The organism is Burkholderia sp. Tr-862 (genome assembly GCF_011753085.1).
Lineage (GTDB): Bacteria > Pseudomonadota > Gammaproteobacteria > Burkholderiales > Burkholderiaceae > Burkholderia > Burkholderia ambifaria.
In genome coordinates, this window is the sequence record NZ_VWWG01000061.1 from 17,195 (window position 1) to 38,770 (window position 21,576).

The 21,576-nt window shown below is 68.7% G+C and carries 20 protein-coding genes and 1 pseudogene; 13 read left to right on the top strand and 8 right to left on the bottom strand.

What is annotated here, in order from left to right:
* The first annotated feature begins 2 nt into the window (after positions 1-2).
* From F3J14_RS18050 to F3J14_RS18070, 5 genes are all read left to right on the top strand, one after another.
* On the top strand, positions 3-962 hold the full coding sequence (locus tag F3J14_RS18050) for a glycosyltransferase (RefSeq protein ID WP_166724171.1): 960 nt from the start codon (positions 3-5) through the stop codon (positions 960-962).
* Between the two features lie 110 nt (positions 963-1,072).
* Entirely contained in the window at positions 1,073-2,209 is a 1,137-nt protein-coding gene (locus F3J14_RS18055; protein WP_166724172.1) for a glycosyltransferase family 4 protein, read from the top strand.
* Between the two features lie 10 nt (positions 2,210-2,219).
* Complete coding sequence (locus F3J14_RS18060) at positions 2,220-3,686, top strand: glucose-6-phosphate isomerase (protein ID WP_166724173.1); 1,467 nt, start codon at positions 2,220-2,222, stop codon at positions 3,684-3,686.
* Positions 3,683-4,867 carry a glycosyltransferase family 4 protein gene (locus F3J14_RS18065; protein WP_166724174.1) on the top strand — a complete coding sequence of 395 codons (1,185 nt, stop codon included), beginning with the start codon at positions 3,683-3,685 and terminating at the stop codon, positions 4,865-4,867. Before F3J14_RS18060 ends, F3J14_RS18065 begins: the two co-directional genes overlap by 4 nt.
* Positions 4,867-6,033, top strand: coding sequence for a glycosyltransferase family 4 protein (locus F3J14_RS18070; RefSeq protein WP_166724175.1), 1,167 nt, complete (start codon positions 4,867-4,869; stop codon positions 6,031-6,033). Before F3J14_RS18065 ends, F3J14_RS18070 begins: the two co-directional genes overlap by 1 nt.
* A gap of 287 nt (positions 6,034-6,320) precedes the next feature.
* Here the strand turns inward: F3J14_RS18070 and F3J14_RS18075 are convergent, their stop codons facing one another.
* On the bottom strand, positions 6,321-7,556 hold the full coding sequence (locus F3J14_RS18075; RefSeq protein WP_166724176.1) for an MFS transporter: 1,236 nt from the start codon (positions 7,554-7,556) through the stop codon (positions 6,321-6,323).
* A 152-nt stretch (positions 7,557-7,708) separates the two neighbouring features.
* Here F3J14_RS18075 and F3J14_RS18080 point away from each other — a divergent pair, with 152 nt between their 5' ends.
* Positions 7,709-8,179: a helix-turn-helix domain-containing protein gene (locus F3J14_RS18080; RefSeq protein ID WP_166724177.1), complete on the top strand. Its 471-nt coding sequence runs from the start codon at positions 7,709-7,711 to the stop codon at positions 8,177-8,179.
* Positions 8,180-8,517: 338 nt separating this feature from the next.
* Here F3J14_RS18080 and F3J14_RS18085 read toward each other — a convergent pair whose 3' ends face one another.
* On the bottom strand, positions 8,518-9,285 hold the full coding sequence (locus F3J14_RS18085) for an AraC family transcriptional regulator (RefSeq protein ID WP_166724178.1): 768 nt from the start codon (positions 9,283-9,285) through the stop codon (positions 8,518-8,520).
* Between the two features lie 25 nt (positions 9,286-9,310).
* Positions 9,311-9,652 carry an FKBP-type peptidyl-prolyl cis-trans isomerase gene (locus F3J14_RS18090; protein ID WP_006754049.1) on the bottom strand — a complete coding sequence of 114 codons (342 nt, stop codon included), beginning with the start codon at positions 9,650-9,652 and terminating at the stop codon, positions 9,311-9,313.
* Positions 9,653-10,233: 581 nt separating this feature from the next.
* Between F3J14_RS18090 and F3J14_RS18095 the strand changes: the two genes are divergently transcribed.
* From F3J14_RS18095 to F3J14_RS18105, 3 genes are all read left to right on the top strand, one after another.
* Positions 10,234-11,151 (top strand): metal-dependent hydrolase, encoded by a 918-nt coding sequence (locus tag F3J14_RS18095; protein ID WP_166724179.1) that lies wholly within the window; start codon positions 10,234-10,236, stop codon positions 11,149-11,151.
* Between the two features lie 437 nt (positions 11,152-11,588).
* On the top strand, positions 11,589-13,061 hold the full coding sequence (locus F3J14_RS18100) for a sigma-54 dependent transcriptional regulator (protein WP_166724180.1): 1,473 nt from the start codon (positions 11,589-11,591) through the stop codon (positions 13,059-13,061).
* A gap of 60 nt (positions 13,062-13,121) precedes the next feature.
* Positions 13,122-13,595, top strand: coding sequence for a hypothetical protein (locus tag F3J14_RS18105; RefSeq protein ID WP_166724181.1), 474 nt, complete (start codon positions 13,122-13,124; stop codon positions 13,593-13,595).
* A 454-nt stretch (positions 13,596-14,049) separates the two neighbouring features.
* Here the strand turns inward: F3J14_RS18105 and F3J14_RS18110 are convergent, their stop codons facing one another.
* A complete protein-coding gene (locus F3J14_RS18110; RefSeq protein WP_166724182.1) occupies positions 14,050-14,832 on the bottom strand; it encodes an ABC transporter substrate-binding protein in 783 nt (260 codons plus the stop codon).
* Positions 14,833-15,063: 231 nt separating this feature from the next.
* On the opposite strand from F3J14_RS18110, the gene F3J14_RS18115 reads away from it, so the two are divergent.
* Positions 15,064-15,483, top strand: a complete 420-nt coding sequence (locus tag F3J14_RS18115) for an MbcA/ParS/Xre antitoxin family protein (RefSeq protein ID WP_006754054.1) — start codon at positions 15,064-15,066, stop codon at positions 15,481-15,483.
* A gap of 2 nt (positions 15,484-15,485) precedes the next feature.
* The gene (locus F3J14_RS18120; protein ID WP_166724190.1) at positions 15,486-16,181 is read left to right on the top strand and encodes an RES family NAD+ phosphorylase; all 696 of its coding nucleotides are present in this window, start codon (positions 15,486-15,488) and stop codon (positions 16,179-16,181) included.
* A 57-nt stretch (positions 16,182-16,238) separates the two neighbouring features.
* Here the strand turns inward: F3J14_RS18120 and F3J14_RS18125 are convergent, their stop codons facing one another.
* Positions 16,239-16,964 carry a metallophosphoesterase gene (locus F3J14_RS18125; RefSeq protein WP_166724183.1) on the bottom strand — a complete coding sequence of 242 codons (726 nt, stop codon included), beginning with the start codon at positions 16,962-16,964 and terminating at the stop codon, positions 16,239-16,241.
* Between the two features lie 135 nt (positions 16,965-17,099).
* Between F3J14_RS18125 and F3J14_RS18130 the strand changes: the two genes are divergently transcribed.
* Positions 17,100-17,753, top strand: a complete 654-nt coding sequence (locus tag F3J14_RS18130) for a DUF1345 domain-containing protein (RefSeq protein WP_166724184.1) — start codon at positions 17,100-17,102, stop codon at positions 17,751-17,753.
* A 6-nt stretch (positions 17,754-17,759) separates the two neighbouring features.
* Here the strand turns inward: F3J14_RS18130 and F3J14_RS18135 are convergent, their stop codons facing one another.
* Entirely contained in the window at positions 17,760-18,428 is a 669-nt protein-coding gene (locus F3J14_RS18135; protein ID WP_166724185.1) for a glutathione S-transferase, read from the bottom strand.
* 133 nt (positions 18,429-18,561) lie between these two features.
* Positions 18,562-19,272 carry a class I SAM-dependent methyltransferase gene (locus F3J14_RS18140; protein WP_166724186.1) on the bottom strand — a complete coding sequence of 237 codons (711 nt, stop codon included), beginning with the start codon at positions 19,270-19,272 and terminating at the stop codon, positions 18,562-18,564.
* A 304-nt stretch (positions 19,273-19,576) separates the two neighbouring features.
* On the opposite strand from F3J14_RS18140, the gene F3J14_RS18145 reads away from it, so the two are divergent.
* Entirely contained in the window at positions 19,577-21,223 is a 1,647-nt protein-coding gene (locus F3J14_RS18145; RefSeq protein ID WP_166724187.1) for a DUF3459 domain-containing protein, read from the top strand.
* Between the two features lie 37 nt (positions 21,224-21,260).
* On the opposite strand, the pseudogene F3J14_RS18150 reads toward F3J14_RS18145, so the two are convergent.
* Positions 21,261-21,509: pseudogene (locus F3J14_RS18150) on the bottom strand (thiamine phosphate synthase); the annotation flags it as partial.
* Positions 21,510-21,576 lie beyond the last annotated feature (67 nt).

Genomic DNA, 21,576 nt, shown 5'->3' on the forward strand with positions numbered 1-21,576 from the left:
CGATGAAAATTTCCGTGCTCGTTCCGACCTTTCGGCGTCCCGCCGACCTCGCGCGCTGCCTGCTGGCGCTGCAGCGCCAGCAGCGGCTGCCCGACGAGGTGATCGTCGTCGCGCGCCCGGAGGACGATGCCACGCACGAGCGCCTCGCCGATCCGTCGGTCGGCGGCGCGCTGCCGCTGCGGATCGTGCCGGTCGACGTGCCGGGGCAGGTCGCCGCGCTGAACAAGGGGCTCGACTCGGCGAACGGCGACATCGTCGCGATCACCGACGACGATGCGGCGCCGCGCGCCGACTGGCTCGCGCGCATCGAAGCCGTGTTCCTGGCCGATCCGCGCGTCGGTGCGGTCGGCGGCCGCGACTGGGTGCACGAGAAAGGCCGCGTGCTCGACGAGTCGCGCGAGCTCGTCGGCCAGCTCACGCTGTCCGGCAAGATCATCGGCAACCATCACCTGGGCGTCGGCGGCGCGCGCGAAGTCGACATGCTGAAAGGCGCGAACATGAGCTACCGCCGCGCCGCGATCGAGCGGCTGCGCTTCGACACGCGGCTGCGCGGCGCGGGTGCGCAGGTGCACAACGACATGGCATTCAGCATGCACGTGCAACGCGAAGGCTGGAAGCTCGTCTATGACCCGGCGATCGCGGTCGATCATTTCCCGGCCGAGCGTTTCGACGACGATCGGCGCGATGCCGCCTCGCTGAATGCAATCAGCAACGGCGCGTACAACCTGCACCTGATCCTGCGCGAGCATCTGCCGCCGGTGCGGCGCGAGCTCGCGTGGTGGTGGTGGACGCTGGTCGGCACGCGCGTCTATCCGGGCTTCGCGCACGTGCTGCTGTCGCTGCATACCGCACAGCGCGAGCGCGTGCGCGAGCACTGGCGCGCGGTGCGCCGCGGCGCACGCGACGCGCGCCGCGCCAACCTTGCCCCCCATCGTGCGGCGATGCCGCCGGTGACGTCTTGAACGAGCCGCGCACGACGCATGGCCACCCCCGGAGGGCTTGATATGGTACGACCCGCTCATTTCCCTGAAGCCTGCCTGTCGGGGCATCCCACGGCACGGCGGAGGCTGACATGACTTCAACGAAGGTTCACGTCCACCTGTTTTACGGCGCCGATCCGCGTACCTACCGGAAAGGCGAGGACATCGGCTGCCTGTACGGCTATCACCACGCCGAATCCGACGAATTCCGCTTGACCTATTCACAGGACCGGCGCGAGAACCGCGTCGCGAGCCTCGCGCGCCGTGCGCTGAAGGCGGCGCTCGGCTTCGACGTCGTGCACGCGTGGCGCAATCGCGCCGCGCTGCTGGACACCGACGTGATCTGGACGCACACCGAGCAGGAGCACCTCGCCGCGGCGCTGGTCCTGAAGCTCGCCGGCGCGCGGGGCAAGCGCCCGCTGCTGCTCGCGCAGAGCGTGTGGCTGTTCGACAAGTGGAACACGTTCGGCGGCGCGCGCCGCTGGCTGTATCGCAAGCTGCTCGCCCGTGCCGACGCGCTGACGACACTCGCCCGCGACAACGCCGAGCTGTGCCGCCGCTATCTCGGGCGCGACGCGGAGTTCGTGTACTACGGGCTGAACACGCAGGATTTCCCGCCGGTCGAGCCGCAGCAGTGGCAGCCGAACCGGCCGCTGCGGATCGCCGCGATCGGCAACGACCGCGACCGCGACTGGCGCACCTTCCTCGCCGCGTTCGGCGGCGACGAGCGCTACGACGTGCGGCTCGCGACGCGCCGCCGCGTGCCGCGCGAGTGGCATGCGCCGAACGTGAAGATCGGCTCGGCATCGGGCCTCGCGAAGCAGCACGAGCTGTACGCATGGGCCGACGTGATCGTCGTGCCGCTGCGGCCGAACTTCCACGCATCGGGCATCACCGTGATGCTCGAGGCGGCGGCGGTCGGCAAGCCGATGATCGTGTCCGACGTCGGCGGGCTCAGCGACTACTTCCCGCACGACACGGCCGCCTACGTGCAGGCGTTCGATGCCCAGGCGATGCGCCAGGCCGCCGACCGCTGCGTGGCCGATCCGGCCGCCGCGCTCGACTGCGCGCGCGCCGCGGCCGCGTGCCTGCGCGAGCGCGACCTGACCACGCAGGCGTTCGCCGAGCAGCACGTGCGGATCACGCGCGACATGCTGCGCCGGCGTCGCACGCCGGCGGCCGCCGGCCTCGCGATGCCGCTCGCGGATTCGCGTCCTTCGTCGCGGTGAGAGCGGATCGATGAGCACGATTGCCGCCGAACGCGAACCGTCGCGCAACCGCAGCTGGCTACCCGAGCGGAAGCACTGGGTCGGGCAGGCCGGGCTGTGGACGTTTACCGCCGCGCTGATCGCCATTCACCAGGGCAAGGTGCTGACGCTCGCGTTTCCGGTGCTGGCCATCGCGGTCGGCATCTGGCTGTATTTCAAGAGCCCCGCGCGCTACGTCGGCTTCATGTGGTGGGTATGGTTCCTCAGCCCCGAAGTGCGGCGTCTGGCCGACTGGTCGAAGGGTGCGTTCACGCCGACCAGCCTGATCCAGGTCGCGCCGCTCGCGGTGACGATGATCGCCGCGTTCGGATTGATCAGGCATTACCGCGTGCTCGCGCAGCGGCGCGGGATTCCCGTGCTGCTGATGCTGTTCGGGCTGGCGTACGCGTATCTGGTCGGCATCGTGTCGAGCGGCGTGATGGCCGCGACCTACGACCTCGCGAACTGGGTGTACCCGGTGCTGATCGGCTTTCACATCATGGTGAACTCGCGCGACTATCCCGAGTACCGCGACGTGCTGCTGTCCACGTTCATGTGGGGCGCGGCCGTGATGGGCGTGTACGGGGTCGTGCAGTACTTCGTGATGCCGCAGTGGGACGTGCTGTGGATGATCGGGTCGAACATGGGTTCGCAGGGCGAGCCGGTGCCGTACGGCGTCCGCGTATTCAGCACGATGAACTCGTCGGGGCCGTTCGCGTTCGCGATCATGGGCGCGCTGGTGTTCGTGTTCGCGGCGCCGCAGAAGGTCCGCTGGTTCGCGGGCGCTGCCGGCTTCGTGTCGTTCGCGCTGTGTCTCGTGCGCTCGACCTGGGGCGGCTGGGTGATCGCGCTCGCGATCCAGCTCCTGCAGTCGAGCAACCGCGTGCGGATGCGGATCCTGATCAGCGGCGTCGTGCTGGTCGGGCTGTGCGTGCCGCTCCTGACCGTCGGCCCGGTGGCCGACCGGCTCGGCGCGCGTCTGCAGTCGATCACGAACCTGAAGGACGACCGCAGCTACGACGACCGCAACAAGTTCTACGCGACCTTCGCGCAAACGGCGTTCACCGACGTCGCCGGCGAAGGGATGGGCGCGACCGGCGCATCCACCAAGCTGTCGAGCGACAGCGGCGAACTCGGCAAGTACGGCAGCTTCGACAGCGGCGTGATGAACGTGCCGTTCGTGCTCGGCTGGCCCGGCACGCTGCTGTACCTGGCGGGCGTCGTGATGCTGCTCGGCCGCACGCTGCGCGCGGCGTTCAAGCTGCGCAAGGACAAGTTTGTCGGCGCATGCCTGAGCCTGTGCCTGTCGGTGTTCGCGATGCTCGTGTTCACGAACTCGCTGATCGGCACGGGCGGCCTGCTGCTGTTCACGGCCATTTTTTCAATACTATCCGCGGCGCACTGGCAGAAGGGGCAGCGCCTGCTGGCCGCCGCGCAATCACGGGGAGGCGACCATTGAGAATCGCGATCGTCACGCACGTCGTGCGACATAACGACGGCCAGGGCCGCGTCAATTACGAAATCGCGCGCGCGGCGCTGGCCGAGAACTACGAGGTCACGCTGGTCGCGTCGCATGTCGCGCCCGAGCTGCTGGCCGACCCGCGCGTGCGCTGGGTGCCGGTGAAGGTCGGACGCTTCTGGCCGTCGAATCTCGTCAAGCAGCAGGTGTTCGCGCTGAAGAGCGCGTGGTGGCTGCGCGCGCATCGCGGCGAATACGACGTGCTGCACGTGAACGGCTTCATCTCGTGGATCCGCGCCGACGTGAATACCGCGCACTTCGTGCATGGCGGCTGGTTCAAGAGCCCGTACTACCCGTTCGGGCTGACGAAGGGCATGTGGTCGGCCTACCAGTACGTCTATACGCGCGTGAACACCGCGCTGGAGCGCTGGGCGTACCGGCGTTCGCGCGCGATCACGGCCGTGTCGCAGAAGGTGGCCGACGAGATCGCCGGGCTCGGCATCGACAGCCGCAAGATCAGCGTGATCTACAACGGCGTCGACGGCAGTGCATTCGCGGGCGCGCAGGCCGATCGCGCGGCGTTCAAGCTGCCGGACGACGCGTTCCTGCTGCTGTTCGTCGGCGACCTGCGCACGCCGCGCAAGAACCTCGGCACCGTGCTGAAGGCGCTGACGAAGCTGCCGGCCAACGTCCATCTCGCGGTGGCCGGCTATCTGCCCGGCAGTCCGTATCCGGACGAGGCGCGCGCGCTCGGCATCGACTCGCGCGTGCACTTCCTCGGTCTCGTGAAGAACATGCCGACGCTGATGAGTTCGGTCGACGCGTACGTGTTTCCGTCGCGCTACGAGGCGATGAGCCTGTCGCTGCTGGAGGCGATGGCGGCCGGGCTGCCGGTCGTCACCGCACGAACGGCGGGCGGCGCGGAAATCATCACGCGCGAGTGCGGGATCGTGCTCGAGGATCCGGACGATCCGGCGGCGCTCGCGCAGGCGATCGGTTCGCTCGCCGCGTCGCGCGACACCTGCCGCGCGATGGGCGACGCGGCCCGCGAATTGATGACCCGTTTCGGCTGGGCCCATATGGGCGCCCAGTACGTCGCGCTCTACCGGCGCATCGGCCAACCCACGCAGCCGTCCGCCTTCGAGCGGGTCGAGCATGCGGTGACGCAGGAGCAATCGTGATGTCCCAATCTTCCCGGCCGATCAAATCGTTGCAGATCGGCATGCACTGGTTCCCCGAACGTGCGGGCGGCCTCGACCGGATGTACTACTCGCTCGTCGGCGCGCTGCCCGGTGCGGGCGTCGAGGTGCGCGGGCTCGTCGCCGGCTCGCCGAAGGTCGCCGACGACACGGGCGGCGCGATCCAGGGCTTCGGGCCCGCGTCGCAGCCGCTCGCGCGCCGCATGCTCGCCGCGCGCCGCGCGTTGCGCGACGAGATTCGCAGCGAGCGGCCGGACGTGATTTCGTCGCACTTCGCGCTGTACACGTTCCCGGGCCTCGACGTGACGCGCGGGATTCCGCAGGTGTCGCACTTCCAGGGGCCGTGGGCCGACGAAAGCCAGGTCGAGGGCGCCGCGTCGCTCGGGCAGCGCGCGAAGCGTTATCTCGAACAGGCCGTCTATACGCGCTCGTCGCGGTTGATCGTGCTGTCGCAGGCATTCGGCCAGATCCTGACGAACCGCTACGGGATCGAACCGTCGCGCGTGCGCGTGATTCCCGGCTGTGTCGATACCGCGCAGTTCGACACGCCACTCACGCCCAGCGAGGCGCGGCACAAACTGCAACTGCCGCAGGACCGGCCGATCGTGCTGGCCGTGCGCCGGCTCGTGCGGCGCATGGGGCTGGAGGATCTGATCGACGCGATCGGCCTCGTCAAGCAACGGCACCCTGACGTGCTGCTGCTGATCGCCGGCAAGGGCAAGATCGGCGAGGAATTGCAGCAGCGCATCGATGCGGCGGGGCTGCAGGACAATGTGAAGCTGCTCGGCTTCGTGCCCGACAACCATCTCGCGGCGCTGTACCGCGCGGCAACGGTCAGCGTCGTGCCGACGGTCGCGCTCGAAGGCTTCGGGCTGATCACCGTCGAATCGCTCGCGTCCGGCACGCCCGTGCTGGTCACGCCGGTTGGCGGGTTGCCCGAGGCGGTCGCCGGGCTGTCCGACGATCTCGTGCTGCCGTCGACCGGCGCGGATGCGATCGCGGAAGGGCTCGGCGCGGCGCTGTCGGGCGCGATCACGCTGCCGGACGAAGCCGCGTGCAAGCGCTATGCACGCGAACACTTCGACAACGCGGTGATCGCGCGGCGCGTCGCCGGCGTGTACGAGGAGGCGATCCAGGCGGCGGGATAAGCGAGCGCGGCGCGCCGCCGCCGGATGCCGAGCGGCGCACGCGCATGCGTCCGGTTCGCGAGCCGGGCGCCCATGCCGGACACCCCAACCGGACACCCGAGCCGGACACCCAAGCCGGACACCCAAGCCGGACACCCAAGCCGGACACCCAAGCCGGACACCCAAGCCGGACACCCAAGCCGGACACCCAAGCCGGACACCCAAGCCGGCTCGCCCGATTCGGGCGAGCCGGCTTTTTGTCGTCCGCTGCCGCACTCGCCGTGATTCGCACGCCGTTTTCGACAGCGTCATGCGCGCCTGAGCGTCACGGCCCAAACGGCGAACGCGACGACGCTGACCGCCGCGCCGAGCCCGCAGACGCCGATCCAACCGGCGTACGCATACATCATCGTCGACGCAATCGCGCCGAGCCCGCTGCCGACCGAATAGAACAGCATGTAGCAGCCGACGAGGCGGGCATGCGCGTCGGGCCGCGCGCCGAGGATCAGGCTCTGGTTCACGACATGGACGGCCTGCCCGCCGACGTCGAGCAGCACGATGCCGACGACCAGCAGCGCGATCGACGTGCCGGCGAACGCGAGCGGCAGCCACGAGAACGCGAGCAGCGCCAGCGCGGCGCCGGTCGTCGCTTCGCCGAGCCCGCGATCCGCGAGCCGGCCCGCGCGTGCAGCGGCGGCCGCGCCCAGTGCGCCGACGAGCCCGAAGGCGCCGATCTGCGTATGCGACATCGCATGCGGCGGCGTGCTCAACGGCAGGACGAGCGCGCTCCAGAAGATGCTGAACGCCGCGAACATCAGCAGCGCGATCGCCCCGCGCACGCGCAGCACGCGCTCGGTGCGCAGCAGCGTGGCCATCGACCCGAGCAGCGCCGCGTAGCCGATGCGTTCGCGCGGCGCATCGGCATCGGGCAACAGCCGCGCCAGCGCGACGAGCATCGCGATCGCGAGCGCGCCCGACACCAGATAAACCGCACGCCAGCCGGCGATATCCGTGACGACACCCGCGAGCGAGCGCGCGGCCAGCAGGCCGATCACGACGCCGCCCTGTGCCGCGCCGACCACGCGGCCGCGCTCGCCGGCACCCGCAAGCGCGGCCGAGCAGGCGATCAGCCCTTGCGTCATCGCGGTGCCGAGCAGCCCGACCGCGACCATGCCCGCGAGCAACGCGATGCGCGTCGACGATGCGGCCACGCCGATGCACGCCGCCGTCAGCAGCAGAAGCTGAACGGTGATCAGGCGCTTGCGGTTCAGCAGGTCGCCGAGCGGCACGACGAACAGCAGCGCGAGCGCGCAGCCGAGCTGCGTCGCGGTGATCACGCCGCCGACCGCCGCCTGCGATACGCCGAAGTCGCGGGCGATCGAATCGAGCAGCGGTTGCGCGTAGTACACGTTCGCGACGCTCGCGGCGCAGCACACGGCCAGCAGCGCGACGCGCGCCGTGGACACGCGTGCGTCATCGGCCGGGCGAGCGGCACGTGATGCCGCATTCGACGCGACGGTTCCTGAACGACAAGGCGATTCCATCGGTTGCCTCACTCAAGTAGTTGCAATTTGAAACTGGTATGAGTGTAGGAAAAGTAGTTTTAAAATGCAACTTCATGAGGCGGCGGGCGACGTGCCCGCGCACGGATGGCCGGCGGCCCGGGAAGGCGGCCGGCGCGACAGTGGGGAGCAATATGGCCAGGCAGAAAAGTCTTGCGGATTCGCCGTGCCCGGTGGCGCGGGCGACCGATATCGTCGGCGATCGGTGGGCGTTGCTGATCGTGCGCGACGCGTTCGACGGCGTGCGCCGGTTCGGCGATTTCCGCGCGAGCCTCGGCGTTGCGAGCAACATCCTGTCGGACCGGCTCAGGATGCTGGTGGAGGCCGGCGTGTTCGAAGTCGTGCCCGCGTCGGACGGCAGCGCGTATCAGGAATACGCGTTGACGAAGAAGGGCGAAGGGCTGTTTCCGGTGATCGTGATGCTGCGGCAGTGGGGCGAGGCGAACCTGTTCGCGCGCGGCGAGCCGCATTCGGTGCTGATCGAGCGCAAGACGGGCCGCGCGATCCGCAAGCTCGCGCTGCGGCACGACGACGGCCGGCCGCTGAAGGCGGCGGAGACGGTCGTGCGAAAGGTGGGTGACGAGGAGGGCGGGACGCGGGGATGAAGGCCGGTCGTACCGTTCAATCGACGGACGCCGCCGCCGAACGCGCGGCCGATGCACCGCGGTGCGCATCCGGCCTGACCAGCGTCGCGAGCACCGCAGCCGCGACCCGCAGCGCCGACCGACGCGAGCAGCAGCCGCAGCGGCGTCGACGCATCGATGAAATGCAGCGATCCGTGCGCCCGCGAGCATCGGCGCACGGGCGACGTTTCAGGAACGCGTGAAGCGTCGATACCCTCGCCGGCTGCGATGCAATGCGATCGATTTGCGCGTGGGAAAGGGGCGGCTTGCCGCACTATGCGACCGCGTTAGTGCAGGCAGGGATCGTCCGGCGGAGTCGCTCAGTGACGTTCGTCGCGCCAGCGCCCCGGCGCGACGCCGAAGCGCTTCGTGAACGCGTGCGTGAAGGTGCTCTGGTCGGCGAAGCCGACCATGCCTGCGATGTCGACGAGCGGATGGCGGCCGTCGGCGAGCAGCACGACGGCGGCGTCGAGCCGCAGCCGCTGCAGGTAACGATGCGGGGTTTCGCCGAACGCTTCGACGAACAATTGATGAAACCGGCGCATGCCGTAGCCGCAGTGCGCGGCGAGATCGGCGATGCGCAGCGGCTCCGCGAGCCGGGCGCGCAGCCAGCGGTCGATGCGCGCGAAATCGAGGCCCGCCGCGGGCGCGGCGAGGCCGGTGTCGCCGAGCAGCGCGTCGCACAGGCGCGCGGCGGCCTGCCACTGGAAGCGATGCGCGTGCCGCGCGTCGCCGGCCGGCCCGTCGAGTTGCGCGGCGGCCGCCGCGACCTGCGCGACGAGCGACGTCAGCGCCGGGTCGATCGATACCGCACGCGCGCTGTCGAACAGCCGCTGCGGCACCGCGAGCGACGCGGCGGGCAGGTCGAGCACGAGCTGGCGATTGTCGCCGAGGCCCGCGTAATCATGGCGCGCGCCGGCCGGAATCAGCCAGGCCGCGTGCCGGTCGATGCGCTGGCCGACGCCGTCCACCGCCATCACCATCGCGCCGTCGATGCCGAGCACGACCTGGTGAAAGTCGTGCACGTCGGACGCTTCGCACGTGTCGTAACGGCGCAGCGCGATGGCGGGTGACGGAATGCGTTCCATCGGAGGGAGCCGGCCGGCGTCTTCGTCAGACGTCGAGCAGTTCGACTTCGAACACGAGCGTCGCGTTCGGCGGGATCACGCCGCCTGCGCCGCGCGGGCCGTAGGCGAGTTGCGGCGGGATCGTCAGGCGACGCACGCCGCCGACCTTCATGCCCTGCACGCCTTCGTCCCAGCCCTTGATGACCATGCCGCCGCCGAGCACGAACGCGAACGGGTCGTTGCGGTCCTTGCTCGAGTCGAATTTCTGACCGTCGGTCAGCCAGCCCGTGTAGTGGACGCTGACGGTCTGGCCGGCTTGCGCTTCCGCGCCGGTGCCTTCGGTCAACTCTTCGATTTTGAGGCCCGATGCGGTCGTGGTGACAGACATGACTTCTCCTGAAAGGGGTTGGGTAAAACCGCTATTGTAGGCGAGCGCGCAGCGGGCCGCCCTGCATGGCGAAGGTACGGCCGCGCGTCGATCGCGGGTCGTTAGGAGAGCGGCCACGCCTCTCGCGCGAAACGCGAATGGAACGCGCGTTTGAATTTTTTCCCGAACCGGATCCACGCGGTCGTACCGCGCGAGCGGTGCGCGCGTATGAATCGGTGCGACCCGGCCGCTCGGCGTCGCGTTGAACACCACCGACCCTTCGCGCGAGACGCCCGTCGCACGGCGCTTTCAAGCCGATTACGGTTCGCGCATTGAGCGCCCGCTTGCCGGTCGCGCGCCGCTGTGCGCGTTCGAATCGCCGCACGCGCAAACGCCGTTCGAACGTCGTTTTTTTCGCGCCGCCGAGCGCCCGTTGTTTGGAAGCGCGCGTCTACCGCGCGGCTTGCGCGCGGCGTCGCCCGGAGCCTATCTTTACAGTTATCGATGTCAAGATTTCGGCGTTGCGCGATGCGCCGCCGGGGCCCGCGCCGGCAAGGCCGCAATGGCTGGCGGGCCGCCCGAAAACAAGGAGAACCACGAACATGAAGTCAGCCGCTTCCGCCACCGCAGCCGAGGTGATGCCGGTGCGCCGCGACCTGCGCTTCGACCTGCCGGTCGAACGCGCGAAGGACTGGCACGGGCTCGGCCCGCACGTGACCCACTTCTTCAATGCGCTGTCGCTGCTGTTTCCGGCCGGCGAACGCTTTTTCATGGATTCGGTGCGCAACTATCGCGACCGGATCGACGATCCCGTGCTGAAGCGCCAGGTGCTCGGTTTCATCGGCCAGGAGGCGATGCATACGCGCGAGCACGTCGAATACAACGAGTTGATGCAGGCGAACCGGCTGCCCGCGCGCAAGCTCGACAAACGCGTGTGGACGGTGCTCGGCTTCGCGAAGCGCGTGTTGCCCCATTCGGTGCAGCTCGCGCATACGGTGGCGGCGGAGCACTACACGGCGATGCTCGCGGACTGGATCCTGCGCGACCCGACGCGTCTCGCCGGCTCGGTCGAAGGCTACCGGCAGATGTGGGTATGGCATGCGCTGGAGGAAACCGAGCACAAGGCCGTGTCCTACGACGTGTGGAACGCGGTGATGAAGCCGGGCCTGCGCCGCTACCTGATTCGCGTCGGCGTGTACCTGCTGACGACGCTGACGTTCTGGCCGACCGTGTTCCTGATCCACGTGACGCTGTTGTCGCGCGATCGCGACATCAGGCATCGCGTGCGCGGCATGCTGCGCATGATCGCATTCCTGTACGGGCCGCGCCGCGGGCTGTTCCCTCGCATCGCGGGGGAGTGGCTGAGCTTTTTGCGGCCCGGCTTCCATCCGTGGGACCACGACAACCGCCATCATCTCCTGCGCGTCGACGGGCTCGTCGCCGCGTACGGCGAACACGCTGACGCAGCGGCCGGCCGCGGCCGCGCCCACGCGCCCGTACCGCTCGCATCGGGGCGCTGAACCGCCCGCCGCGCGATGCGGCGCGTGTTGCGTTCGTGCATCAACCCCGTTTAATTGACGATTGACCGGCATCAAGCGGAAACGATTGCGCGCGCGTGCGCCGGGACGGCCGACCAGCCAAGCCGGCGCATGCGGCCGGTCCGATTCCGCATGCCCGAGCATCGCATGCCGACCCGGCGCGCCAGCACCGGCGCGGTTTCGCGCGTTCGCCATCCACGCGGCCTTCGTTCGCGCCCGCCGCGCCACCGGGAAAACACCCATCTAGCCGCGCGTCGGCGGCATCGATATACCGTTCATGAAAGGATTCGTTCGGCGCACGATTATTGCCCGGGGGGATTTTATTCGTACGGAAATACGGCCAATATGTCGGTTCGATCGAGGTCCTTCGTACGCGCAGTGAGCCGGCGCACGATACCAACGCCAAGCGGGGAATAACGATGGTTGCAAGGTCACCCGACGCAAACGGGACGGCGGCGCCCGAGATGCCGCTCGTATCCGTTACCGCCCCCGAGGCCGGACGCAAGCTATTCGTGATCATGCGTTCGCCGGATGAGCCGTTGCTGGCGCAACTGCGCGGGCTCGGCTGGGATATCTCGGTCGCGAAGACGGCCGGCGCCGCGCAGAACATGACATCCGGCGTGAACGTCGCCGCCGGGCTCGTCGATTTCTCGGGCTTCACGTCGCGCGACTATCCCGCGCTGAAGGCGTGCCTGAGCCAGGCGGCGATCGGCTGGATTTCCGTCGCGCAGGCCGGTGTCACGATCAGCCCTGCCGTGCGCGAACTGATCCGCAGCTACTGTTTCGATTACGTGACACTGCCGTTGCCGCACGAATGGATTTCGCACGTGCTCGGCCATGCACGCGGGATGGCCGCGCTCGATCGCGTCGACGGCGCGGCCTACGCGGCGTCGATCGGCGAGCACGGGATGATCGGCAACTGCGAAGCGATGCAGCAGCTGTTCAGCACGATTCGCAAGGTCGCGAAAACCGACGCGAGCGTGTTCATCTCCGGCGAGTCGGGCACCGGCAAGGAGCTGACGGCGCTCGCGATCCACGAGCGCTCGGCGCGCGGCAAGGGCCCGTTCGTCGCGATCAACTGCGGCGCGATTCCGCATCACCTGCTGCAGTCGGAACTGTTCGGCTACGAGCGCGGCGCATTCACCGGCGCGAACCAGCGGCGCGCGGGCCGGATCGAATCCGCGAACGGCGGCACGCTGTTTCTCGACGAAATCGGCGACATGCCGGTCGAAAGCCAGGCGAGCCTGCTGCGCTTCCTGCAGGAAGGGAAGATCGAGCGGCTCGGCGGCCAGGAATCGATTCCGGTCGATGTGCGGATCATCTCGGCGACGCACGTGGATCTCGACGGCGCGGTCGAAGCCGCACGCTTTCGCGCGGACCTCTATCACCGGCTCTGTGTGCTGCGCATTCACGAGCCGCCGCTGCGCGCGCGCGGCAAGGACATCGACATCCTCGCGCATTACGTGCTGCAGAAATACAAGGCGGACAGCGGCCGCAAGATCAGCGGCTTCACGTCGGCCGCGCTCGACGCGATGCGCCGCTACGAGTGGCCCGGCAACGTGCGCGAGCTGATCAACCGGGTGCGCCGCGCGATCGTGATGGCCGAGAGCCGGCTGCTGACGCCGAACGATCTCGGGCTCGAGACGCCGGGCGAAACGGAGCCCGTGACGCTCGAACAGGCGCGTTCGCTCGCCGAGCGCACCGCGATCGAGAACGCGCTGCTGCGCAACGATCACCGGATCAACAAGGCGGCCGCCGAACTCGGCATCTCGCGCGTGACGCTCTACCGGATGATGATCGAGCACGGGCTCAACGACCACGACAACAACGGCGACAACGGCGGGAAGGACGGTTCGCCGCCCGGCGACGCCGACCACCAGCGCGTCGGCTGAACGGCGGCAGGGAAACCTTCCCGGCTGGCCCGTGCGCGCGTCCGGCGGCATGTAAAGGGCGTGAAACGTTTCCCGTCGGCAGCCGTGCGAATAGACCCGGCAAACGCGGGCGGCGGCATGCCGAGCGCGCCGGGAAAACTTTCCGGATCGTCCGCGCGCCTTGTCCGGCAAGGCGTTCCCGCCGCGCGGCCGCGGCCGCCCGCGCGCGACATGTTTCAGTTTCGCAACTTCCTGCATGTCCCGCCCGATCCAGCCGCGGGCTTGTCCGACGAAAGCCTTGTGCAGCCGGCTTCATCCGAAGCTGGCCCGCTCCTTGCGCAGATTGAGGTGCGAGAGACGACGACGTGGCGTCCGGCCGGTTCGGCAGCGAACCCTGCAAGAGCCGGCAAGGACGCGGTCCGCGGGGATGACCGGCGGGACGGGCAGCACTGCCCGGTTCCGACCGGCACGGGCCGTCGTCGTCTGATCGTCGGAGCACCGGCGATGTCCGGTTGCCGGCACAAGCAACGGCTCGAATACGGGGTAGAAAAATGATGAACGATCGCCAAACGACGCGGCCGGCAAGCCGCGAACGCAATGATTCGACCCATCGCGGGTCGTCCGCGCATCTTGCTGCCGGCCGGCATGCGTCGACAGGCCACCTCAGCGCGCCCGGTGCGAGGCGGATCCGGCTGATACCCGGTCATCCGCGCCGGGCCGGCACTTTTTCGCAGGCCAACCGGATCCGCCAGGGTATGTGCACCCGCGCGCCGGTGCGGCTGCGCCCGCTCTTCGCGTATTGACGTCGCACGCGAGCCATCGCCCGCGCAAGTCATCGGTTTGCAATCCGAATGAAGTGCGGCAGCAGGCGGTGCGGCATGGGGCGGTAAGACAAGGTTGATGAAACCGGCGCAACGGCAAACGTCAGGGAGGCGTTGCCGTCCGGCGGTTGGGGAGGGCGGTTGGGCCGCGCGCGATGGGCATCGCACCCGTCGCGCGCGACGCCGCTTCAGCTGCCGTAGATATCGAAGTCGAAGTACTTTGACGCGAGCCGCTTGTAGGTGCCGTCCTTGACCATGTCGAGGATCGCGCGGTCGATCTTCGACTTCAGGTCCGTGTCTTCCTTGCGCAGCCCGATGCCGGCGCCGATGCCGAGCACCTTCTCGTCGATGAGTTCGGGCCCGACGAACTGGTAGCCCGCGCCGCGCGGCGACTTCAGGAACCCGATCGCGGCCTGCACCTCGTCCTGCAGCGCGGCGTCCAGGCGGCCCGACGTGAGGTCCGCATACACGCCGTCCTGATTCTGGTACGACACGACGTTCGCGCCTTGCTTCGCCCAGTACGCCTTCGCATACGCTTCTTGCGTCGTGCCCTGCTCGACGCCGATCGACTTGCCCTTCAGCGATTCGGCCGTCGGCAGCAGCGGCGAACCCTTCTTCACGACGAGCCGTGTCGGCTGGTTGTAGATCTTCGTCGTGAAGCCGATCTGCTCCGCGCGCTGCGGCGTGATGGACATCGACGACAGCACCGCGTCGAACTTCTTCGCCTTCAGCGCGGGGATCATGCCGTCGAAATCGTTCTCCAGCCACACGCACTTCGCTTTCAGCCGCGCGCAGATTTCGTTGCCGAGATCGATGTCGAAGCCGACGAGCTTGCCGTCGGGCGCCTTCGATTCGAACGGTGCATAGCTGGCGTCGGTGCCGAAGCGCAGCGTGGTCCAGTCCTTCGCGACGGCGGGACCCGCCGATACCGCGAGCAGGGCGATCGAAACGGCGGCAATCAGTCTCTTCATGATGGTTCCTTGGCGTGGTCTATCCGGTTCTGGGCGACACGGTTGGTGCCGACAGGCAGCGTGTTGCGATGCGCTGTCCGCACGGCCATTAACGCAGAAAATAAAATAAGCGTCCAGAATGGACAAAAAATATCACCTTGTCGAAGGAGTTGCCGATGTCGGGGGACGACCCTTGCAAAAATACCGAAATGGACTAATCTTGTTAGTGAATTCATTTCGAGACTAACGATCATGACACAGCCCGCCTTCGATCCGTATTCCGCTCCGCGGCAGGCTTCGGTCGCGCAGATGTCGGCGGCCGGCCTGCGGGCGTTCTTCAACATCGCGCGCGACTGGGAGCTGACGATCGACGAACAGATCGTGCTGCTCGGGTCGCCCGGCCGTTCGACGTTCTTCAAGTGGAAGGCAGCGCCGGAATCGGCGCGCCTGCCGCGCGATACGCTCGAGCGGCTATCGCTGCTGCTCGGCATCTACAAGGCGCTGCAGATCCTGCTGCCGCAGCCGGCCGCGGCCGATACCTGGGTCAAGCGGCCCAACGACGCAGCGCCATTCGGCGGCAAGCGCGCGCTCGACCGGATGCTCGCCGGCAACGTCGGCGATCTGGTCGCCGTCCGGCAATATCTCGACGCGATGCGAGGTGGCTGGGCGTGACGATGCCGATCGAAGCGCAACACTGGCCCACGACCGTCGTCGACTGGGCGCCTGCCTATCGCGTGATTCCCACCCGTTTTCCAGCCATCAACCTGTTCGACCGCGTCGCGTCCGCGGAGGATTTCGACGCGCTCTATGCGCTCGAATCGCTGACCAACGACCGCATTCGCCACGAAGTCGGCACGCTCGAACTCGTGCCGCCGGCCGAGCGTCGCTACGGCCAGGGCTGGGGGCCGATCATGGCGGCGTTCACGCACCTGAATCCGCAGGGCAGCCGCTTTTCCGACGGCAGCTACGGCGTGTTCTACTGCGGGCGGTCGCGCGACACGGCGATCGCCGAAACGCGCTATCACAGCGGGCTGTTCCTGGCCGCGACGAAGGAGCCGCCGATGCGCCAGCAGATGCGGCTCTATACGGTGTACGCGCAGGGCGAGGTCGCCGACGTGCGCACGTGGCCGCGGCGCAGCCCGGCGCTGCTCGATCCGCTCGATTACAGCGCGGGGCAGACGCTCGGGCGCGCGGTGCGCAATGCAGGCGGCGCGGGGATCGTCTATCCGTCGGTACGCGACCCGCGCGGCGAATGTCTCGCGGCGTTTCGCACGACGCTGCTGCGCGACTGTCACCACGCGGCGTATCTCGAATACAACTGGACCGGTTCCGCGATCGATGCAGTGTTCGAGTTGAACCAGGTGGGCTAGCGGGGGGAGGCTCGGGCGGGCAAACGCGTTCGCGTGGGCCCGCCAGGCGTTGCCGGCCTAGGGCAGCGGCAGCTCGCCCGCATGACGTGCGCGCGCGTCGGCCTGGGTGAGCGACCACATGTCGCCCGTGCGCGGTTCGACGATCGTCAGGCGTCCGGACGGCGCGAAAGCGCCGGTATCGATGAACCATTGGGCGCCGATGCGCTGTGGTGCGCGCACGGGCGTATGACCGGTGCAGGTCAATGACAGGCCGGCCTGCAGGGCCGGGTCGGCGAGCCCCTGGACCAGGTCGCGCCCCCACATCAGCCGCTCGCGCACGTCGTGCGAATAGCTGCCGGTGTCGAGTTCGGCGTCCGGACCGAAGAATTCCGCATGCAGCACGTTGAAGCGCGCGGCCCCGTCGCCGATCACGCGCACGAGCGGCAGCGCGTCGACGCGCGCCGCATGCGCGTGCAGCCGTTCCGGCGGGAGATCGGCACCCCAGTCGCCGCCGATCCCGCGCCATGCATCGAGCGACAGCTTGCCGCGCGACACGAGGCTCAGCACTTCTTCGTGATTGCCGCGCACCACGTAGCACCACGGGCGGTCGAGCAGCGTGAGGGCGGTTTCGGACGCGGGGCCGCGGTCGACGAGATCGCCGACCGAGAACAGCCGGTCGCACGCCGGATCGAAGCCGATGTCGTGCAGCAGCGCGCGCAGCACATCCACGCAGCCATGCAGATCGCCGACGACGAAGTCGCGGCCGGCCGCGTTCGCGGGATGGTGGCAGAGGGCGGGTGTCATCCCGATATCTTAGGCGTTCACGCCCATCGCAACGACATGTCGGAATGGTGATAATCGGGGCGGTAGCCGCCGGCGTGGCGCAGCGGGCCGTTCGCGCGCCGGCCGGACCTTTCCAACCGCTTTCGGAATCACACGATGACGCTTTATCCGCAGGTATTACGCAACCGGCCGCGCATGGTCGCCGCCTTCGTCGCGGGCGTGCTGTGCGCGGTGCTGCTGCCGCTCCAGTTGCGGCCGACCGCGCGTGTGCTGATCGGCTGGGATTGCACGGTCTGGCTGTATCTCGTGCTGATGTGGGTGCGCATGGTCACCGCGCATCATCACAAGGTGCGCGAAGTCGCGATCCGCGAGGACGAGAACGCGACGACCGTGCTGACCGTCATCTGCCTCGCGACGGTCGCGAGCGTCGCCGCGATCGCGATCGAGCTCGCGACCGCAAAGAGCGTCGGCTTTCGCGCGGGGCTCGGTCATTACGCGATTACGGCCGCGACGCTGTTCGGCGCGTGGTTTCTGATCCCGACGATCTTCACGCTGCACTACGCGCGGCTCTATTACGGCTCGCCGACCGGCGATCGCTCGCTGCGCTTTCCGGACCGCAATCCCGAGCCCGACTACTGGGATTTCCTGTATTTCTCGTTCACGATCGCGGTCGCGTCGCAGACGGCCGACGTGTCGCTCGCGAACCGCGCCGCGCGCCGCGCGGTGCTCGCGCAGTCGATCCTGTCGTTCTACTTCAACATGGCCGTGCTCGGGCTGTCGATCAACGTCGCGGCGGGGTTGCTGAGCTGACGCGGGTTACTTGAGCAGTTCGTACGGACCGCCGCGCTCGAGCGCGCGGCGGTAGGCGGGCCGCGCATGGATCGTTTCGAGAAAGCGTGCGATCGACGGATACCTGCCGCCGTCGCCGCGCGCCATCGCGGCCTCGAGCGGGAAGCTCATCTGGATGTCGGCCGCGCTGAAGCTGTCGCCGACGAACCAGCCCGTGCGCTTCAAAGCGTCCTCGATATGACCGAGATGCAGCGCGATCTGCGGATCGACGAAGCCCGATTGCAGCGTCGCGGCGATCTTGCGGGCGATCGGCCGCGCGAAGAACGGCATCGGCGCATGCGCGATGCGCAACGCGACGAGCTTCAGCAGCAGCGGCGGCATCGCCGACCCTTCCGCGTAGTGCAGCCAGTACGTGTAGTCGTGCCGCTCGGGCGTGCCGCTCGACGGCGCGAGGCGGCCGTTGCCGTGGCGTTCGACCAGGTACTCGATGATCGCGCCTGATTCGGCGATCGTGCGGCCATCGTCGGTGACGACGGGCGACTTACCGAGCGGATGGATCGCGCGCAGCGCGGGCGGCGCGAGCATCGTTTTCGGATCGCGCTCGTAGCGCACGATCTCGTACGGCAAATCCAGTTCTTCGAGCAGCCAGAGCACGCGCTGTGAACGCGAGTTGTTCAGGTGGTGGACGGTCAGCATGTCGAGGCCGGAAGAGGGGCGGGAACCACATCATACCGAGCGCGGGTGACGCCGCGCAGGCCGGGCGGCCGCGCGACGGCTTCGCAATGGTCCGGTGCCTTGCGTGACGCCCGTCACTTGTCGTTGCGCCCCGTCACGCGGCGCGCCGCAGCGCGATCCATGCGCCCCAGAACAGGCTCGAGAAAAAGCGCAGCGGCGCATCGAAACCCGCGTCGTGCAGCAGTTCGAACACGGCTTCCTCGGAAGCCGGCGGATCGGCGCCTTGCAGGATTTTCGCCAGCTGCGCACGCACGGCGTCGGGCGTCGCGCCCTTCATGCGCCAGCGCTGCTGCCACGCATCGAGCAGCCGAGGGTGGTCCGCGTAGCGGCGATGGTTGCCCGCGATCACGAGCGGTGCGCCGGGCTTCATTCGGCGCGCGATCGCGTCCAGCAGCGCGGCCTTCGCCGTGTCGCCAGGGACGTGATGCAGCACGCCGATCAGCGTCGCGCCGTCGAAGGCCGGCGCGACGGGCAGCGCATCGATGCCGGCCTCGATGAAGTGCGTGCGGCCGGCGAAACCCGCCGCTTCGACGTTGGCGCGCGCGAGCGCGAGCATCGGCGCGGACGGGTCGACGGCCGTGAACCGCCAGCCCGGTTCGAGCGCGGCGGGCACGCAGATTTCCTGCCCCGTGCCGCCTGCACCCACGACGAGGATCCGCGCATCGGCCGCGCCGATCGACGAAGCGAGCATGCACGCGGCGAGTTCGTGGCATGCGTCATAGCCGGCGAGCGCGATGCGAGATTGTTCGCCGTATTCGTGCGCGCGTGCCGGATCGAACTTCGCGGCGCTGGCGGGGAGTGACATGGCGGATGCCTCGGGTTCGGGCGCGGACGGGGTGTCCACGCGCACCGCACCGAGCGTAAGTGGCGGTCGGCGGCGCAACAAGGCGAGCGGCCATTCCGGTATGCGGACTACCCGACTCGGCGCGCCTCGCGCGCAAACGTTGTCGGGGTCGATTCGCATTTAAAAATGTGAGGATTCCATGCGTTTCGAACCTGAAACCGGCGCATACTTTTCTTCCCCCCTGCCTGGCCGTCGCATGCCGGGCCCCGCTGCGCCGCGCCGTGTTCGCGCGGCCATGCCGCTCGGCACGCATGAGGAGCGCATGATGTCAGATTGTTCGCACGATCCGTATGCGCAGCACTACATTCACTGCCTGCCGTCCGGCGCGCAGCCGTGCGGCGCGCTCGGCACGTCGCAGCGCACGCATTTCCGCGTGTGGGCGCCGACCAGCATGCACGTTCAACTCGAACTCGATACCGGCAACGGCACGACGCTCGTCCCGATGACGGCCGCCGGTCGGAACTGGTTCGAAGCGTTCGTCGAATGCGGTGCGGGCGCGCGTTATCGTTATCGGCTCGACGATGTCGTGTCGATTCCCGATCCCGCATCGCGTTCGCAACCCGACGGGCTCAACGGCCCGAGCGAGGTCATCGATCCGCGCGCGTTCACGTGGCGCAACACGTTCTGGCGCGGACGTCCGTGGGAAGACATCGCGCTGTACGCGATTCGTCCGCACGCGGTGGGCGGCTTCGACGGCGTGCGCCGCCGGCTGCCGCAGCTCGCGCGTCTCGGCGTGACCGCGCTGGAGTTGCTCGCGTCGCCGCACGACAGCCTGCCGTTCGCGCCGCTCGCGGCCGAGGGCGGCCCCGACGCGCTGAAGGCGCTGATCGACGACGCGCACGGCTACGGTCTCGCGGTGCTGCTGGAGCTCGATTACGCGCGCTTCGGCAGCGGCACCGACGCGCTGCGCCATTACGCGGCGCCGTTCTTCCATACGCGCGACGATCCGCTGCAGGCGCCGCCGCTCGCGCTCGATCATCCGGAAGTCTGCGACTTCTTCTGCGACAACGCGGTGTACTGGATCAACGAATACCGTTGCGACGGGCTGCGGCTGCGCGAGGCCGACCGGATCGGCACGTCGTGGCTGCGCGAGATCGCCGACCGCGTGCGCGCGGCCGTGCCGGCCGACCGGCTGATCCACCTCGTGCTCGGCAGCGAGCGTCATCCGGTGCATCTGGCCGATACCCATTTCGATGCCCAGTGGAACGGTTGCGGCGAACGCGCGCTGCATCGGTTGACGGACCGCGGCGCGACCGCTCACGAAGGGATTTCGGCACACCAGTCGATCCATACGCTGGCCCGTGCATTGACCGCAGCCGGCGCGGCGTTCCAGCCGGCCGCATCCGGCGACGGCCCCTGCGCCGAAGGGCTGGCGCTGACGTCGCTGGTGCTGTCCGACGGCGTATGGCGCGAGAGCGAGCATGGCGACCTCGAGACGCCGGGTCTCGCCGCGCTCGCGCTGTCGCTGCTGACGCCGCAGATCCCGCTGATCTTCGACGAAACCGCGCGCGATGCCGATCGTGCGCATTTCGTGCAGTCGGCGCTCGCGGTGCGCGCGAAGCTGATTGCGCCGCGGCTGGCCGATTGCCGGCCTCGGGACGCGCATACGTTGAAGGCGGACGGTGACGGCGATGCCGATGCGCTGGTGGCGTCGTGGCGGCTCGCCGATGACGAGACGCTGACCATCGCGCTGAACCTGTCGCCCGACGCGCTGCCGTTCGATGCGCCGAGAGGGCAGGTCGTGTTCGAGACGCCGGCACGCGCACGCGACCGGATCGACGAGGGGGATTTGCCGCCGTATTCGCTCGTCGCATGGCTGACGGGGGACGTCAACCAATACGCGCTCACGCACGACGTGCGCCGGATCGACGACAGCACATGGCGCGGAATGCGCGCCGATCTGAACGCGTAACGCTCGGAAGGTCGGGCGCTGGCGCGCCCGGCCGCACTCACCAGAAACTTCGAATGCCCGCGACGCCATACGCGCCGTGGCGGCGCGCGTCGTCGAGATGCGCGCGCGTCATGCCGCCGAGCGCGTAGACCGGCATCACGGCCTGCGCGGCCAATGCCGCGAACCGCGTCCAGCCGAGCGCCGGCGCGCCGGGATGGCTGAGCGTCGGTAACACGGGCGACAGCGTGACGAAATCCACGCCTGCGCGCGCGGCCAGCACGAGATCGTCGGCCGCATGGCAGGCGGCCCGCGACGAATACGCGGTGCGCCGAAATACGCTCGCCGGTTATCTGTGGCATGCGTTCGTCGGCTAC

Excerpts from the sequence above, each read along its gene's own strand:
- F3J14_RS18140 (WP_166724186.1), bottom strand. The coding sequence starts at position 19,272 with ATGTCACTCCCCGCCAGCGCCGCGAAGTTCGATCCGGCACGCGCGCAC.
- F3J14_RS18100 (WP_166724180.1), top strand. The coding sequence starts at position 11,589 with ATGGTTGCAAGGTCACCCGACGCAAACGGGACGGCGGCGCCCGAGATG.
- F3J14_RS18135 (WP_166724185.1), bottom strand. The coding sequence starts at position 18,428 with ATGCTGACCGTCCACCACCTGAACAACTCGCGTTCACAGCGCGTGCTC.
- F3J14_RS18115 (WP_006754054.1), top strand. The coding sequence starts at position 15,064 with ATGACACAGCCCGCCTTCGATCCGTATTCCGCTCCGCGGCAGGCTTCG.
- F3J14_RS18130 (WP_166724184.1), top strand. The coding sequence starts at position 17,100 with ATGACGCTTTATCCGCAGGTATTACGCAACCGGCCGCGCATGGTCGCC.
- F3J14_RS18095 (WP_166724179.1), top strand. The coding sequence starts at position 10,234 with ATGAAGTCAGCCGCTTCCGCCACCGCAGCCGAGGTGATGCCGGTGCGC.
- F3J14_RS18075 (WP_166724176.1), bottom strand. The coding sequence starts at position 7,556 with ATGGAATCGCCTTGTCGTTCAGGAACCGTCGCGTCGAATGCGGCATCA.
- F3J14_RS18050 (WP_166724171.1), top strand. The coding sequence starts at position 3 with ATGAAAATTTCCGTGCTCGTTCCGACCTTTCGGCGTCCCGCCGACCTC.
- F3J14_RS18055 (WP_166724172.1), top strand. The coding sequence starts at position 1,073 with ATGACTTCAACGAAGGTTCACGTCCACCTGTTTTACGGCGCCGATCCG.
- F3J14_RS18090 (WP_006754049.1), bottom strand. The coding sequence starts at position 9,652 with ATGTCTGTCACCACGACCGCATCGGGCCTCAAAATCGAAGAGTTGACC.
- F3J14_RS18085 (WP_166724178.1), bottom strand. The coding sequence starts at position 9,285 with ATGGAACGCATTCCGTCACCCGCCATCGCGCTGCGCCGTTACGACACG.
- F3J14_RS18070 (WP_166724175.1), top strand. The coding sequence starts at position 4,867 with ATGTCCCAATCTTCCCGGCCGATCAAATCGTTGCAGATCGGCATGCAC.
- F3J14_RS18110 (WP_166724182.1), bottom strand. The coding sequence starts at position 14,832 with ATGAAGAGACTGATTGCCGCCGTTTCGATCGCCCTGCTCGCGGTATCG.
- F3J14_RS18060 (WP_166724173.1), top strand. The coding sequence starts at position 2,220 with ATGAGCACGATTGCCGCCGAACGCGAACCGTCGCGCAACCGCAGCTGG.
- F3J14_RS18125 (WP_166724183.1), bottom strand. The coding sequence starts at position 16,964 with ATGACACCCGCCCTCTGCCACCATCCCGCGAACGCGGCCGGCCGCGAC.
- F3J14_RS18145 (WP_166724187.1), top strand. The coding sequence starts at position 19,577 with ATGTCAGATTGTTCGCACGATCCGTATGCGCAGCACTACATTCACTGC.
- F3J14_RS18080 (WP_166724177.1), top strand. The coding sequence starts at position 7,709 with ATGGCCAGGCAGAAAAGTCTTGCGGATTCGCCGTGCCCGGTGGCGCGG.
- F3J14_RS18120 (WP_166724190.1), top strand. The coding sequence starts at position 15,486 with ATGCCGATCGAAGCGCAACACTGGCCCACGACCGTCGTCGACTGGGCG.